The following is a 14306-nucleotide window of genomic DNA, read 5'->3' on the forward strand; positions in this document are numbered from 1 at the left end:
ATGAAACGAGAACTTGCCATTGAATTTTCCCGCGTAACCGAAGCTGCCGCTCTGGCGGGCTATCACTGGTTAGGGCGCGGCGACAAAAATGCGGCCGATGGCGCGGCTGTCCATGCCATGCGTCACGTCCTCAACTCCATTGAGATCGACGGCCAGATTGTGATCGGCGAAGGCGAAATCGACGAAGCCCCGATGCTCTATATCGGTGAAAAAGTCGGCACCGGTCGCGGCGACGCGGTCGATATTGCGGTCGATCCGATTGAAGGCACCCGCATGACGGCGCTGGGTCAGGCTAACGCGCTGGCCGTCATGGCCGTGGGCGACAAGGGCAGTTTTCTCCATGCACCCGATATGTACATGGAGAAGCTGATTGTGGGGCCGGCCGCCCACGGGGCAATCGATCTCGACCTGCCGCTGGAAACCAACCTGCGTAATATCGCTATCGCGATGAACAAGCCGCTGTCGCAGTTAACCGTGTCGATTCTGGCAAAACCCCGCCATGACGCGGTGATTGATCAGCTGCAGCAGCTGGGTGTGCGGGTCTTCACCTTCCCGGATGGCGACGTGGCCGCCTCCATTCTGACCTGCATGCCGGACAGCGAAGTGGATGTGATGTATGGCATCGGCGGTGCGCCGGAAGGCGTGGTCTCTGCGGCCGTCATCCGGGCGCTGGACGGCGATATGCAGGGCCGACTGCTGGCGCGTCATCACGTTAAGGGCGACAGCGCGGAAAACCGTCTGCTCGGCGAGCAGGAGCTGCAGCGCTGTGCAGAGATGGGGATTGAGGCAGGGAAAAAGCTGACGCTGAGTGAGATGGCGCGCAACGACAACGTGGTCTTTGCCGCCACCGGCATTACCAGTGGCGAGCTGCTGAAAGGCATTACGCGTCAGGGCAATATCGCCACCAGCGAAACCCTGCTGATTCGCGGTAAATCACGCACCATCCGCCGTATCCAGTCGATTCACTATCTTGACCGCAAGGATCCGGCGCTTCATCCGTTTATCCTGTAATCGCCTGGTTGCCGCGCTCCGGCTGACGTGAGAGCGGCAACCAGCAGAGCAGCATCACCAGCGCCGTGAAGAACATCAGCATCCCCAGGCTGAACTGGTCGCGCTGCGGCATCATCGCTGACAGCCACGCGACCAGACCCGAGCCCAGGTTCATCAGCCCGCCAATCAGCGCGCCCGCGCTACCCGCCAGCCAGGCATAAGGCTCCATAGCGCCAGAGGTTGCCAGCGGAAAGAGCATACCGGCACCAAAAAAGAAGAGCGCGGCCGGCACCAGCAGGGTCCAGATATTCATCACGCCGAACCACGCCGGGATCCACATCAGAATGCCCGCCAGCAGGCAGCTGTTCACGCCCCACCACATCAGGCTATGCCAGGAGCCCTGCTCGCGTCCGGCAAACCAGGCGCCAAAGAAGGCCGCCGGAATCGGCAGAATAAACAGGATACTGACAGTCAGGCTGTGCAGGCCCAGCACGCCGCCCAGTAATACACCGCAGCTCGACTCAAATACCGCAATTCCGGCGAGCGCACCAATCAGCAGCACGATGTAGCGGACGAAATTCGCGTCGCTGAGCAGACGGACATAGCGTTTAAAGAAGGGCGTCACTTCCGCACTCTGCGGCCGGGTCTCCGGCAGCCAGCGCGCCATCGCGCCGGTGACCGTCAGGCAGAGCAGCAGCAGGAAGGCAAAGCAGGCATGCCAGCCAAAGAGCTGGGTCAGCAGCGCGCCAATCACCGGGGCCAGCAGCGGGCTGACCAGAATGCCCATATTCAGCAGGCTGTTAGCACGGCGCAGCGCGTGACCCTCATAGAGATCGCGCGGCATGGTGCGGGCCATCACGCCAGCCACGCCGGTTCCCAGCCCCTGTACGGCGCTGCCAAGCACCAGCATATCCAGCGAGGTCGCCATCAGCGCGGTCACCGCCCCGATCATAAAGATCAGCATGCCTGCCAGGATCACCGGGCGCCGCCCCACGCTGTCCGACAGCGGGCCGTAGATCAGTTGCGATCCGCCATAGGTCATCAGATAGGCCGCCATCACGCGTTGCAGCGCGCCATCCCGCACGTTCAGCGCATCGGCCATTACCGCCATAGCCGGAACATAAATGGTCTGCGCCATCTGACCCACGGCCACCAGCACAATGAGCATCACCAGCAGCGGGCGATTTTCCAGTTTCGTCATCATGGTTATACAAAATATCTTTCTGTGAAAGGAGGTTAAAACAGCGGTTCACCCGCCGGACATCTTATTATGGCGGGCAAAATATCAGGATTAGGTGACAAAGCGAGAGGCAGGCGAAAAGGTCCTGGCTTGCGCCTGTCAAGTTTATGCACCAGCCTGTAAAGGGAATGCAACAGTTTGTCGATTCGAGCCTTTGCGAGGGCGCAGGCTGGCAATCGCGCCGGGCAGCCGCGAAAATAGTGACCTGCCTGAATCATCAACAACCAGGGAGTGAGTATGGCTGAGTGGGTCAATGCTGAAGTTAAGGAAGTCAAAAACTGGACGGATGCGCTGTTCAGTCTGCGGGTGACGGCACCGGTCGATCCCTTTATCGCCGGGCAATTTGCCAAACTGGCGCTGGAAATTGAGGGGGAACGCGTACAGCGCGCTTACTCCTACGTCAACGCGCCGAAAGATGATCTGCTGGAGTTCTATCTGGTTACGGTGCCAGAGGGCAAGCTCAGCCCACATCTGCAGGCCCTTCAGCCAGGCGATCAGGTGATGGTCACTAAAGAAGCCGCGGGCTTCTTTGTGCTGGATGAGGTTCCGCCGTGCAGGACGCTGTGGATGCTGGCGACCGGCACCGCTATTGGTCCTTACCTGTCGATGCTGCAGCAGGGCGAAGGACTGGAACGCTTTGAAAATATCGTGCTGGTGCATGCCGCGCGTTATGCGGCCGACCTGAGTTTTTTACCGCTGATGCAGCAGCTGCAGCAGCGTTATCAGGGCCAGCTACAGATTCAGACGGTGGTAAGTCGCGAAGAGATTGCCGGTTCGCTGACTGGCCGGGTGCCTGCGCTGATTGAGAATGGCGAGCTGGAGCGGGCCACCGGTCTGACACTGGATGCAGAGAGCAGCCATGTGATGCTGTGCGGTAACCCGCAGATGGTGCGTGATACTCAGCAACTCCTGAAAGAGACACGTGAGATGCGCAAACACCTTAAGCGTAAGCCGGGACATATCACCAGCGAACATTACTGGTGAGCCGTTGAGCGGTATCGCACCGGCTGAGTCGCCGGGCCAAACCGGTTAGCGCCGGGGGAGCCGCGAAAAACGCCGAGGTCGAGCAGCAGGCCCGCCAGTAAAACAAAGGGAATGGCGCGTCCCAGCAGCCAGGGCAGGATGCCCGCCAGCATGCTCCAGTTCCCCACCACCAGCAGCCAGGCCACGATCACCAGCAACCCCCAGTAGCCGGGACGATCGCGATCGTGCAGCCGTTTGACGATCACCGCGCTGGCAGGCCACAGCAGGCAGACCACGCCAAAGGCCGCCATCTGGGTATCGAGCCAGTCATTAGCCGCCAGCACGAAGAGCAGTGTCGTTGTCAGCAGCCAGACCGCCTGCCAGATCCAGAAATCACGTCGTCCCAGCCGGCCGCGCCAGGAAAAACACCATTGTTGTAACGTCATGCTTTATCATCCGGAAAAGAGAGCTGCCGCGCTTTTGACCTCGCGGATAAAAACCGTTTTAATTTGCGCCTGAGTTTACGGGACAGGATCGACAAAATGAAGAATTTGCCTGGCGCACTGCTGTTATCGTTTGCGCTGACGGTTCCGGTCTTTGCCGCCGATCCGCCACCGCAGGAGCGGACCGATGCGTTGCCTCCCGCCCCCTATCTGCTGGCGGGTGCGCCCACCTTTGATATGACTATCGGCCAGTTTCGCGAAAAGTATAATCTGGCCAATGCCGCGCTCATCCTGCCGGAGTATCGCGCTATTGATAATCGCGGTGACAAAAGCAACCTGACGCGGGCTGCCAGCAAAATCAATGAGACGCTCTACGCCTCTACGGCGCTGGAGCCCGGCACCGGCAAAATCAAAACGTTGCAGATTACCTGGCTGCCGTTACCTGGCCCGGATCAGAGCGCCTCGCAGCAAAAGGCGCTAGCCTACATGACCGCCCTGCTGCGCTTCTTTGTGCCGGGATTAAGTGCCGAAGAGGGGCGTAAAAAGCTGGAGGCGTTGCTGAATGCCGGCAAGGATTCACCCTACTATGCGCAGGTCGACGGCGCGCTGCGATTTGTCGTCTCTGACAGCGGTGATAAGGGGCTGACCTTTGCGATTGAGCCGGTCAAACTGGCGCTCGCCAGCCCCTGATGATGTGGCCGAAAATGACGAAAAGCAAAGCCATCGCAACATTTGATCTCTATACTGTCTGGCAGACAACGCTGCCGGCTGGCAGCGATTTTTCATGTATCGCGTTATGCGGAGGATAGAATGCGACATCCACTGGTTATGGGTAACTGGAAGTTGAATGGCAGCAAGCAGATCACAGCTGAACTGATCGCCGGTCTGCGCAAGGAACTGTCTGGCGTTGACGGTTGTGGCGTTGCCATTGCACCGCCGGCACTCTATCTCGAGCAGGCAAAACACGCCCTCTCCGGTAGTCACATTGCACTGGGTGCACAGAACGCAGACGTTAACCTGTCTGGTGCCTTCACCGGTGAAGTTTCCGCAGAGATGCTGAAAGATATCGGCGCGAAATATATCATTATCGGCCACTCAGAGCGTCGTACTTACCACAAAGAGAGCGACGAGTTCATCGCAAAGAAATTCGCGGTGCTGAAGTCAGTGGGTCTGGTTCCCGTGCTCTGCATCGGTGAAACCGAAGCAGAAAACGAAGCGGGTAAAACCGAAGAAGTCTGCGCTCGTCAGCTGGATGCCGTGCTGGAAACCCAGGGCGCTGAAGCGTTCAACGGTGCGGTCATCGCCTATGAGCCCGTCTGGGCTATCGGTACCGGTAAATCGGCGACCCCTGCGCAGGCTCAGGCTGTGCACAAATTCATCCGTGACCACATCGCGAAGAAAGATGCGGCAGTCGCGGAGCAGGTCATCATTCAGTACGGCGGCTCCGTTAACGACAAAAATGCGGCAGAGCTGTTCACCCAGCCTGACATCGATGGTGCGCTGGTTGGCGGTGCGTCACTGAAAGCTGACGCGTTTGCGGTCATCGTGAAAGCGGCGGCGGCAGCAAAAAGCGCCTAAGCGTTGATACACAGATTAAAGGCGGCTTAAGCCGCCTTTTTTATGGGCGCAATCAGCTGGCAGCTATGATCCTGCACCTCCTCCGCCGACCCGCTATTCAGCAGCAGCCAGTTTCGCTCTATCGCCATCAGCACCAGTCGCCCGTCGCTTAACTGCGCCAGCGCCAGTCCATATTTCCCCATCTCTGTGCGCGCCTGTGGCCGCTCACTGGCCAGACGGATAAAGGCACTCTGCTGCGCCAGTTCGGCTGGCGTCAGGGCACGCAGCCAGTAGTGATGCTGACGCAGCGTGCTGCGCTGCCACTGGCCGTTAAGCTGCGGCGTCAGCGTATCGAGTTGCCGACGCACATCGGGGCGCAGGCAGGAGAGATGAATATGAAGCTGGTTCTGGGTGCGGCCATACTCTGAATTAATAGCCAGCGACAGAACCCGGTCGTCAATCGGCGAGCCATGCCGCTGCGCGAGCAGATAGCGTTCATGCCAGGCAAAGGCAAAATAGTTGGGTGTGGCGGGCTGAAGTAAGCGCGGGCTTTCTATGCCCGTGATCCTGTCGAGCGGAATCAGCAGAAACTGCAATGGCCCATGGATATCTTTCAGCATGGCATAACGATGTGGCCGATCGACACGCTGACAGGGCGCCGGGTTGCCACTGCTCTGCTGGTGGGGCACACATTTCTCGCTGACGATCTGCCACAGCGCATCACTGTTCTTTTTAAAATGCAGTGCGGCCGCCAGCATCCCCGCAATGACCAGCACCAGCAGGATCGCCATCCCGCGGGCTGCATGACGGTGTATCGGCATAACAACGCTTCCTGAGTGGCTTCGCAGCCTGCATCCTCGCCTGGCGGGAAAAGAATGTCACGGGGAATTCTGGCTGATAGCGCAGCAGGGGTGGAGAAGAGAGAGGTGTCGCGTTAAGCGGTCAGCGCAGAGATGCGCTGACCGCCATGCCTTACGGTTTCATGACCTGGTCATAGCTGCCGCCGTCGGCGAAGTGGGCTTTCTGAGCCTGTGTCCAGCCACCAAACTTGTCCTGAATGGTGAACAGTTTCACGGGCGCAAAGGTGCTGGAAAATTTCTTCGCAATCTCAGCATCACGCGGACGGTAGTAGTTCTGCGCGGCAATCGTCTGGCCTTCCGGCGAGTAGAGGTATTTCAGATAGGCGTCCGCAACCTTACGCGTACCCTTTTCGTCCACCACTTTATCGACTACCGACACGGTCGGCTCAGCCAGAATAGATTCACTCGGCGTCACAATCTCGAACTTATCTTTGCCCAGCTTGTTCACCGCCAGATAGGCTTCGTTTTCCCAGGCGATGAGGACGTCACCAATGCCGCGCTCAACGAAGGTGTTGGTCGCGCCACGCGCACCGGAATCCTGCACCTCAACGTTTTTAAACAGCTCTCTGACGTAAGCCAGCGCTTTAGCCTGATCGCCATTGTTGTGATCCAGCGCCCAGCCCCAGGCCGCCAGATAGTTCCAGCGTGCCCCACCGGAGGTTTTCGGGTTAGGGGTGATGACAGAGACACCCGGTTTGATCAGGTCGCTCCAGTCATGAATGCCTTTGGGATTGCCTTTGCGTACCAGGAAGACAATGGTTGAGGTGTAAGGAGCGGAGTTGTCCGGCAGACGCTGAAGCCAGTTTTTATCAATACGCCCGCGTTCTGCAATGGCATCGACATCGGATTGCAGCGCCAGCGTCACCACATCTGCCCGGATGCCGTTAATTACGGAGGTTGCCTGCTTGCCGGAGCCGCCATGGGACTGACGCACCACGACGTTATCGCCGGTTTCCTGTTTGTAGTGCGCACTGAACGCTTTGTTGTACTGTTCGTAAAGCTCACGTGTTGGATCGTAGGACACGTTAAGCAGCTGAATGTCTTTTGCCAGAACGCTGGTTGAGGCCAGCAACAGGGTAACGCCGATACTCCACTTGTTCATTACGCACTCTCCCAATGTCGTTATGGGCGTAGCGTGACATAAACCAATACAGAGCTTAAAGAATTAAAAATAAGTGGTTATAACTGTGGGGAATATAGGCTGGCGATGCAGGGGCGTGCGGTAACGCACACCCCGCAGAGGGATTAGTAGAGTTTTTTCGCGGTGTCGAGCCAGTCGCGCTTAAACGGACGCTTCATGTTTTCAATCGCGTCGATGATGTCGTGATGCACCATCTTCTCATTCTGAATACCAACACAGCGACCGCCGTAGCCCTGCATCAGCAGCTCAATGGAGTAAGCGCCCATGCGTGACGCCAGAATACGGTCATAGGCACAGGGCGCGCCACCACGCTGAATATGGCCCAGCACGGTGGAACGGGTTTCGCGTTTGGTTTCTGTTTCAATAAAGCGCGCCAGATCGTCGATATCGCAGATATGTTCGGTAATCGCCACGATAGCGTGCTTTTTCCCTTTGGCGATGCCCGCTTTGATTTCCGCGACCAGCTCTTCACGGGTATAAGGAAATTCCGGCAGCACGATGAACTCACAGCCACCCGCAATGGCCGCCGCCAGCGTCAGATCGCCGCAGTAGCGGCCCATCACTTCAACGATGGAGATACGCTGATGCGACGAAGAGGTATCACGCAGGCGGTCAATGGCCTCCACCACGGTTTCCAGCGCCGTAAAGTAACCGATGGTGTAATCCGTTCCGGCAACGTCGTTGTCGATGGTGCCCGGTAAGCCGATGCAGGGGAAGCCCATTTCGGTCAGACGTTTCGCCCCCATGTAGGAGCCATCGCCGCCGATCACCACCAGCGCGTCAATGCCGCGCTTTTTCATGTTCTCGATGGCCACCTGGCGAATATCTTCATTACGGAATTCAGGAAAACGCGCAGAGCCCAGGAAGGTGCCGCCGCGGTTGATCATGTCGGAGACGCTGTAGCGATCGAGATTGATCATGCGGTCTTCGTACAATCCCAGATAGCCATCATAGATCCCAAAAACTTCCAGTCCTTCACTCAGCGCGGAACGCACGACTCCACGAATAGCTGCGTTCATGCCTGGGGCGTCACCGCCGCTGGTTAATACACCAATTTTTTTGATCATGACAACCTCTGGATTTTTAAAACGAAGGGTTAATCCTGCCTGTCGATCGCTGCTGAACATCATTAAAGGCCAGCGCGACATGTGATGGCAGATAGTATATCAAAGGCTTGCTGCTGAATTGATTCAGGTCAGACAACTTTTCACTATTTTTTGCAGCAATGTTAGCGTTACGTCGTCCCTTACGTATCAAATTGATTCGTTTAGGTTAAAAACCTGGAGAATCCTCCTTCTCGAACGGTACCACAGAACAGGGGTCCTGATGGATAATTACGTCTGACCCGGGAAATGCGTCGCGTAACGCCCTCTCAACCTGATCGGCCACACGGTGCGCCTGCACCAGGGGCAGCTGGTCTTCAAGCTCCAGATGCAGCTGAATAAATTTTGTCGGGCCGGACTGGCGGGTACGCAGATCGTGTACCCCCTGCACCTGCGGCCAGTTCGTCGCCAGCGTCAGAATCTGCTGACGCTCTTCTTCCGGCAATGCGCGATCCAGCAGGGACTGCACTGCGTCGTAGCCCATACGCAACGCGCTGTAGAGAATAAAAATGCCGATTCCCAGCGCGAACAGGGCATCTGCTCTTGCAAAACCATAGCTGCTCAGCACCAGCGCGATCAGAATCGCGCCATTCATAATGACATCGGACTGATAGTGCAGCATGTCAGCCCGAATGGCCTGACTGCGGGTTTTCCGCACCACCCAGCGCTGAAAGGCCACCAGTAACAGGGTTGAACTCAGCGCGACAACCGTTACCACAATCCCGACACCGGGAGCCCGCAGAACATCCGGCGACGCCAGATGTTGCAGGCCGGTCAGGAACAGAAACAGCGCCGAGCCTGAAATAAACATGCTCTGAGCCAGTGCCGCCAGCGATTCCGCTTTACCATGCCCGAACGTATGGTCTTCATCGGCGGGCTGCAGCGCATAACGCACCACCAGCAGATTCGTGAGTGACGCGGCAATATCAACCAGCGAGTCCACCAGCGAAGCGAGCAGACTCACCGAACCGGTGTACCACCAAACAAAGATTTTCACGATCAACAGCACTGACGCGAGAAGGGTAGCGGCCAGCGCAGCACGCTTTACCAGTCGGCCATAAGAGGGTTGCATGCCGGATCCCCTGCACCCCATCATCAGATGAGGCGTATTCAGATGGAAGAAAGGCTGAAGTTTAACACCCTGAGTCGGGCAATGCTTAAGGAGGCGCAACGGAGAGAGGTTCTTTACGGCGGGGGCAACCGATAAAAACAAGCCCCGCCCTTTGAAAAAGGACGGGGCAGCGTGTCATACACATCAGTTACATCAGTGCCAGACCCTCAGGTTCAGGTCTGTTCAGGAAACGTTGCAGCTGTTACTTTTTGCCGCCTTTCTTACCGGCTTCTGATGCTTTTTCACGATCGTTTTTAAAGTTTCCGCCGCCGCTGTTCTGGCCGCCTTTTTTACCGGCTTCAGAGGCCTTTTGCGGATTATCTGCGAAATTACCTGAACCACCACGATGCTCTGCCATAATTTACTCCGTTAATAGATTCATTCGGGATTACATAATGTGGTTGTTGCTCCCTGAGACTTCGCGAAATCACTTCACTTCCCTGCAGTGACAGGATTAAGTGTAGATAAAGCCAGGGCGCCAGCAAGCACAACGGTAAAATCCCTATCTCACTGAAAAATAGTATTTATTTTTCCGAACAGACGAATAAACATACTCTTTTCAACGGGTTAAAATATTTTTTCCCTGTTTTGCCCTGCCGGTGCGCTTAAACGTAACCAGAACCCCGGTCAGTTCATCTTTCAGCAACTAAAAGACGGTAAAGGGCCAACAGCGGTAACAAAACCGGGGTTTTGTTGTGCGGTGATGATTCGGGTCAAAACAGAAAAAGTGAAAAAAAGATAAAAAAAACCCCCGCCATCATGGCGGGGGAAGACAGGGATGTGTCTATGGCAAGGAAAACAGGGATACTATGTTACTGGTTACTGCTGGTACTACTCACTGCCTGCAGCGATGAGGCCGACTGCAAATTCGAAAACTGGCGCAGCTCGTTCAGCCGCCGCTGGTAGTTCTTCTGTAACGTGGCCTGCTGGGCCGGCGTTAACAGCTGAAACATCTGATTCTGTACGCGTGCCATCTCAACCTGCTGTTCAACCTGAACTCTGGCGATAATTTCCGCTCTGTTGCGGATGGCCGCTTCGTTAAACTGGTCTGCAGTCACTAACTCATGAAGTGCTGCGATATCGTCAATATGAACCACCGGGCGATCATGTCGGGCCTGTTGCATCAGGTCACGCATCTGCTGACGTTGCTCTTCCGTCAGCTCAATGCCATCGAACATGTGGCTTTGCGGATTTTGCGTCATACTGCCTGTCGGAAATCCGCCATGATGCATCTCGTCAATCGTCGTCGCATCTTTAGCACCTGCACTGGCGATACTCAGGGTCATCGCTGAGGCAAGGACGACGGCGGTTAATTTGCGCATCGTGTACTCCAGTTCGTTCCGTTTTGCGATTCAACGAGAGCCAGTGTACGGCGACAGCTGCAAACATCCGTCAGGGGGTGTAAAACTACGTAAAGCGATGGATAGGTGCGCCAGGAACACGGTATTTTGCCTGCGGAGGGCTACAAAAATGAATAAAATCCTGTTGGTAGATGACGACCGCGAATTAACTTCGCTTTTGAAAGAACTGTTAGAAATGGAAGGGTTTGAAGTGGTAGTGGCCAGCGATGGTGAACAAGCGCTGAACCTGCTCGACAACTCTATTGATCTGCTTTTACTGGATGTCATGATGCCGAAGAAAAACGGTATCGACACCCTGAAAGAACTGCGACAGCAACATCAGACTCCCGTCATCATGCTGACCGCGCGCGGCAGCGAGCTGGATCGCGTGCTGGGCCTCGAACTGGGCGCAGATGACTATCTGCCTAAGCCGTTTAACGATCGTGAACTGGTGGCCCGTATCCGCGCGATTCTGCGGCGTTCGAACTGGAGTGAACAGCAACAGCAACACGATAACAGCTCACCGACGCTGGAAGTGGACTGCCTGCGTCTCAATCCAGGTCGTCAGGAGGCCAGCTTTGATGATGTAACGCTGGATCTGACCGGCACGGAATTTACCCTGCTCTATCTGCTGGCGCAGCATCTGGGCCAGGTGGTCTCACGCGAACACCTGAGTCAGGAAGTACTGGGCAAGCGTCTGACGCCGTTTGACCGCGCCATTGATATGCATATCTCCAATCTGCGTCGCAAGCTGCCTGAGCGTCGTGATGGCCATCCCTGGTTTAAAACGTTACGTGGCCGCGGCTATCTGATGGTTTCGGCATCATGATTGGCAGTCTGACCACCCGCATCTTCGCTATCTTCTGGTTAACCCTGGCGCTGGTGCTGATGCTGGTGCTCATGGTACCTAAACTCGATTCACGTCAGATGACCTCGCTGCTGGAAAGTGAACAGCGGCAGGGCATCATGATTGAGCAGCACGTCGAAGCCGAGCTGTCACAGGATCCCCCTAACGATCTGATGTGGTGGCGTCGTCTGTTTCGTGCCGTCGAAAAATGGGCACCGCCGGGTCAGCGACTGCTGTTAGTCACCAGCGAAGGTCGGGTGATCGGCGCGCAACATAACGAAATGCAGGTGATCCGTAACTTTATCGGCCAGTCTGACAATGCCGATCATCCGCAGAAAAAGAAATATGGTCGGGTGGAGCTGGTCGGGCCTTTCTCCGTGCAGGATGGCGAAGACAACTACCAGCTTTACATGATCCGTCCCGCCAACAGCTCCCAGCTCGATTTTGTCAATCTGCTGTTTGACCGCCCGTTACTGCTGCTTATCGTGACGATGCTGATCAGCTCCCCGCTGCTGCTGTGGCTGGCCTGGAGCCTGGCGCGCCCGGCGCGTAAGCTGAAATATGCCGCCGATGAGGTGGCGAGCGGAAACCTGCGCCAGCATCCGGAACTGGAGTCAGGCCCGCAGGAGTTCCTGGCCGCCGGGTCGAGCTTCAACCAGATGGTGAGTGCGCTGGAGCGGATGATGACCGGTCAGCAGCGCCTGCTATCGGACATCAGTCATGAACTTCGTACCCCGCTGACCCGCCTGCAACTGGCAACCGCGCTGCTGCGTCGTCGCCAGGGTGAAAGTAAAGAGCTGGGACGCATTGAGATGGAGGCGCAACGCCTTGATGGCATGATCAACGATCTGCTGGTGCTCTCGCGCACACAGCACAAGAATGCACTGGTCAGCGAAGCGATGAAGGCCAATCAGTTGTGGAATGGGGTGCTGGAAGATGCCCGTTTCGAAGCTGAGCAGATGGGCAAGAAGATGGATATCCCCTATCCTCCGGGCCCGTGGCCGCTCTATGGCAATCCGCACGCTCTGGAGAGTGCGCTCGAAAATATCGTGCGCAATGCGCTGCGCTATTCACACACTCACATCAGCGTCAGCTTCTCCGTCGATATTTCCGGTATCACGGTTCACGTCGATGATGATGGTCCTGGCGTAAGCCCGGAAGATCGGGAACAGATTTTCCGTCCCTTCTACCGGACCGATGAAGCGCGCGATCGCGAATCGGGCGGCACCGGGCTGGGCCTGGCCATTGTCGACACGGCCGTGCAGCAGCATCGCGGCTGGGTGAAAGCCGATGACAGCCCACTGGGCGGTCTGAGACTGACCCTCTGGTTACCGCTCTACTCCTCCGGTCGTCAATAATTTGTTATGCTTCGGCCCCTGTCATCGGGGGCCTTAATGCTTAACATTGTCTTGTTTGAACCAGAAATTCCGCCGAATACCGGCAATATCATCCGCCTGTGCGCCAACAGTGGCTTTCAGCTTCACCTGATCCAGCCGCTTGGCTTCGCCTGGGATGACAAGCGCTTACGCCGCGCCGGGCTGGATTACCATGAGTTTACGGCCATCAGATTCCATGCGGATTATGCGGCGTTTCTCGCCTCAGAGGCACCAGAGCGTCTGTTTGCGCTGACGACCAAAGGCACGCCTGCACACAGTGCTGTGACGTATCAGGCGGGCGATTATCTGCTGTTCGGACCGGAGAGCCGTGGGCTGCCGGCTGAGATCCTGGCGGCGTTACCCGCGCAGCAGAAAATTCGCATCCCGATGCGGGCAGAAAGCCGCAGCATGAATCTGTCAAACGCCGTTTCGGTAGTGGTGTATGAAGCGTGGCGCCAGCTGGATTATGCCGGCGCGCTGATTAAGGATTAGATGCCGTCGCCGAACTGAAAACCCGCCAGGCTGCCGTTGAAGTGCTGATCCATATCCATTGATGGCTTGTCGCTGCCTGGCTTGCCGACGATACGGGCGGGTACGCCTGCTGCCGTGGTGTGCGGCGGCACAGGCTGCAACACCACTGAACCGGCACCGATTTTTGCCCCCCGGCCCACTTCAATGTTGCCGAGCACTTTCGCACCGGCTCCAATCATGACCCCTTCACGGATTTTAGGATGGCGGTCGCCGCTGGTTTTACCGGTACCGCCCAGCGTCACCGACTGCAGGATAGAGACATCATTCTCAACCACGGCGGTTTCACCAATCACGATGCCTGTGGCGTGGTCGAGCATGATACCGTGACCGATGCTGGCAGCGGGGTGGATGTCGACTGCAAACGAGACGGAGATTTCATTCTGCAGATAAACCGCCAGCGCACGACGGCCCTCATTCCACAACCAGTGGCCGATGCGGTACGCCTGCAGGGCGTGAAACCCTTTAAGGTAGAGCAGCGGCGTAGAGTATTTATCGACTGCCGGGTCGCGCTGACGCACCGCCTGAATATCGTAAGCCGCTGACAGTATCATCGACGGATCTTCACGGTAGGCTTCTTCAACGATTTCACGGATGGCGATGGCGGGCATAATCGGGTTTGCCAGTTTGTTAGCCAGCATATAACTCAGTGCGCTACCGAGATTTTCATGCTTAAGCAATGTCGCGTGAAAGAAGCTGGCCAGCATCGGCTCACAATCAGCCAGGGCTCGCGCTTCTGCTTTGATATTATTCCAGACCAGTTCTAACTCATCAGACGACATTGCTGCTTTCTCCCGATAAAAAAAG

Annotated in this window: 16 protein-coding genes; 7 read left to right on the top strand and 9 right to left on the bottom strand. The window is 56.6% G+C overall.

From position 1 onward, the window contains the following. The gene (gene glpX, locus HFD97_RS19010) at positions 1–1011 is read left to right on the top strand and encodes a class II fructose-bisphosphatase (RefSeq protein WP_009088038.1); all 1011 of its coding nucleotides are present in this window, start codon (positions 1–3) and stop codon (positions 1009–1011) included. Here the strand turns inward: glpX and emrD are convergent. Further along, positions 1001–2194, bottom strand: coding sequence for a multidrug efflux MFS transporter EmrD (gene emrD, locus HFD97_RS19015; protein ID WP_280117075.1), 1194 nt, complete (start codon positions 2192–2194; stop codon positions 1001–1003). The two genes, glpX and emrD, sit on opposite strands and share 11 nt — an antisense overlap. Before the next feature lie 273 nt (positions 2195–2467). Here emrD and fpr point away from each other — a divergent pair, with 273 nt between their 5' ends. Next, positions 2468–3214 carry a ferredoxin--NADP(+) reductase gene (fpr, locus tag HFD97_RS19020; protein WP_009088043.1) on the top strand — a complete coding sequence of 249 codons (747 nt, stop codon included), beginning with the start codon at positions 2468–2470 and terminating at the stop codon, positions 3212–3214. On the opposite strand, the gene HFD97_RS19025 is transcribed toward fpr, so the two are convergent. Then, positions 3205–3639 carry a DUF805 domain-containing protein gene (locus HFD97_RS19025; protein WP_009088044.1) on the bottom strand — a complete coding sequence of 145 codons (435 nt, stop codon included), beginning with the start codon at positions 3637–3639 and terminating at the stop codon, positions 3205–3207. The two genes, fpr and HFD97_RS19025, sit on opposite strands and share 10 nt — an antisense overlap. 96 nt (positions 3640–3735) lie before the next feature. Between HFD97_RS19025 and HFD97_RS19030 the strand changes: the two genes are divergently transcribed. Both HFD97_RS19030 and tpiA read left to right on the top strand, forming a co-directional pair. Further along, positions 3736–4326, top strand: coding sequence for a DUF1454 family protein (locus tag HFD97_RS19030; RefSeq protein ID WP_009088047.1), 591 nt, complete (start codon positions 3736–3738; stop codon positions 4324–4326). A gap of 120 nt (positions 4327–4446) precedes the next feature. Further along, entirely contained in the window at positions 4447–5214 is a 768-nt protein-coding gene (tpiA, locus tag HFD97_RS19035) for a triose-phosphate isomerase (RefSeq protein WP_009088051.1), read from the top strand. 26 nt (positions 5215–5240) lie between these two features. Here tpiA and HFD97_RS19040 read toward each other — a convergent pair whose 3' ends face one another. The 6 genes from HFD97_RS19040 to cpxP form a co-directional block, all read right to left on the bottom strand. Then, on the bottom strand, positions 5241–6014 hold the full coding sequence (locus HFD97_RS19040; RefSeq protein ID WP_167432373.1) for a CDP-diacylglycerol diphosphatase: 774 nt from the start codon (positions 6012–6014) through the stop codon (positions 5241–5243). A 151-nt stretch (positions 6015–6165) separates the two neighbouring features. Further along, positions 6166–7155 carry a sulfate ABC transporter substrate-binding protein gene (locus HFD97_RS19045; protein ID WP_167432374.1) on the bottom strand — a complete coding sequence of 330 codons (990 nt, stop codon included), beginning with the start codon at positions 7153–7155 and terminating at the stop codon, positions 6166–6168. A 143-nt stretch (positions 7156–7298) separates the two neighbouring features. Continuing rightward, entirely contained in the window at positions 7299–8261 is a 963-nt protein-coding gene (gene pfkA / locus HFD97_RS19050) for a 6-phosphofructokinase (protein ID WP_009088057.1), read from the bottom strand. A gap of 205 nt (positions 8262–8466) precedes the next feature. Then, positions 8467–9369 (bottom strand): CDF family cation-efflux transporter FieF, encoded by a 903-nt coding sequence (gene fieF, locus HFD97_RS19055; RefSeq protein ID WP_167432375.1) that lies wholly within the window; start codon positions 9367–9369, stop codon positions 8467–8469. A 241-nt stretch (positions 9370–9610) separates the two neighbouring features. Then, positions 9611–9766, bottom strand: a complete 156-nt coding sequence (locus tag HFD97_RS19060) for a general stress protein (RefSeq protein ID WP_003851267.1) — start codon at positions 9764–9766, stop codon at positions 9611–9613. Positions 9767–10220: 454 nt separating this feature from the next. Then, positions 10221–10730: a cell-envelope stress modulator CpxP gene (gene cpxP, locus HFD97_RS19065; RefSeq protein ID WP_046100843.1), complete on the bottom strand. Its 510-nt coding sequence runs from the start codon at positions 10728–10730 to the stop codon at positions 10221–10223. Between the two features lie 148 nt (positions 10731–10878). On the opposite strand from cpxP, the gene cpxR reads away from it, so the two are divergent. From cpxR to trmL, 3 genes are read left to right on the top strand one after another with little or no spacing between them, the layout of a single operon-like run. Then, on the top strand, positions 10879–11577 hold the full coding sequence (gene cpxR, locus HFD97_RS19070; protein ID WP_009088062.1) for an envelope stress response regulator transcription factor CpxR: 699 nt from the start codon (positions 10879–10881) through the stop codon (positions 11575–11577). Continuing rightward, a complete protein-coding gene (gene cpxA / locus HFD97_RS19075) occupies positions 11574–12953 on the top strand; it encodes an envelope stress sensor histidine kinase CpxA (protein WP_009088064.1) in 1380 nt (459 codons plus the stop codon). The genes cpxR and cpxA overlap by 4 nt, the downstream gene beginning before the upstream one ends. Before the next feature lie 36 nt (positions 12954–12989). Beyond that, complete coding sequence (gene trmL / locus HFD97_RS19080) at positions 12990–13463, top strand: tRNA (uridine(34)/cytosine(34)/5-carboxymethylaminomethyluridine(34)-2'-O)-methyltransferase TrmL (protein WP_009088065.1); 474 nt, start codon at positions 12990–12992, stop codon at positions 13461–13463. On the opposite strand, the gene cysE is transcribed toward trmL, so the two are convergent. After that, complete coding sequence (gene cysE, locus HFD97_RS19085; protein ID WP_009088067.1) at positions 13460–14281, bottom strand: serine O-acetyltransferase; 822 nt, start codon at positions 14279–14281, stop codon at positions 13460–13462. The two genes, trmL and cysE, sit on opposite strands and share 4 nt — an antisense overlap. Positions 14282–14306 lie beyond the last annotated feature (25 nt).

Source organism: Pantoea sp. EKM103V, from assembly GCF_011800365.1.
Classification (GTDB): Bacteria; Pseudomonadota; Gammaproteobacteria; order Enterobacterales; family Enterobacteriaceae; genus Pantoea; species Pantoea anthophila.

Coding starts and splice junctions, on each gene's coding strand:
- cpxR (WP_009088062.1), top strand. CDS start 10,879: ATGAATAAAATCCTGTTGGTAGATGACGACCGCGAATTAACTTCGCTT.
- fpr (WP_009088043.1), top strand. CDS start 2,468: ATGGCTGAGTGGGTCAATGCTGAAGTTAAGGAAGTCAAAAACTGGACG.
- tpiA (WP_009088051.1), top strand. CDS start 4,447: ATGCGACATCCACTGGTTATGGGTAACTGGAAGTTGAATGGCAGCAAG.
- cysE (WP_009088067.1), bottom strand. CDS start 14,281: ATGTCGTCTGATGAGTTAGAACTGGTCTGGAATAATATCAAAGCAGAA.
- HFD97_RS19045 (WP_167432374.1), bottom strand. CDS start 7,155: ATGAACAAGTGGAGTATCGGCGTTACCCTGTTGCTGGCCTCAACCAGC.
- HFD97_RS19025 (WP_009088044.1), bottom strand. CDS start 3,639: ATGACGTTACAACAATGGTGTTTTTCCTGGCGCGGCCGGCTGGGACGA.
- glpX (WP_009088038.1), top strand. CDS start 1: ATGAAACGAGAACTTGCCATTGAATTTTCCCGCGTAACCGAAGCTGCC.
- cpxA (WP_009088064.1), top strand. CDS start 11,574: ATGATTGGCAGTCTGACCACCCGCATCTTCGCTATCTTCTGGTTAACC.
- HFD97_RS19030 (WP_009088047.1), top strand. CDS start 3,736: ATGAAGAATTTGCCTGGCGCACTGCTGTTATCGTTTGCGCTGACGGTT.
- HFD97_RS19040 (WP_167432373.1), bottom strand. CDS start 6,014: ATGCCGATACACCGTCATGCAGCCCGCGGGATGGCGATCCTGCTGGTG.
- pfkA (WP_009088057.1), bottom strand. CDS start 8,261: ATGATCAAAAAAATTGGTGTATTAACCAGCGGCGGTGACGCCCCAGGC.
- HFD97_RS19060 (WP_003851267.1), bottom strand. CDS start 9,766: ATGGCAGAGCATCGTGGTGGTTCAGGTAATTTCGCAGATAATCCGCAA.
- cpxP (WP_046100843.1), bottom strand. CDS start 10,730: ATGCGCAAATTAACCGCCGTCGTCCTTGCCTCAGCGATGACCCTGAGT.
- emrD (WP_280117075.1), bottom strand. CDS start 2,194: ATGATGACGAAACTGGAAAATCGCCCGCTGCTGGTGATGCTCATTGTG.
- fieF (WP_167432375.1), bottom strand. CDS start 9,369: ATGCAACCCTCTTATGGCCGACTGGTAAAGCGTGCTGCGCTGGCCGCT.
- trmL (WP_009088065.1), top strand. CDS start 12,990: ATGCTTAACATTGTCTTGTTTGAACCAGAAATTCCGCCGAATACCGGC.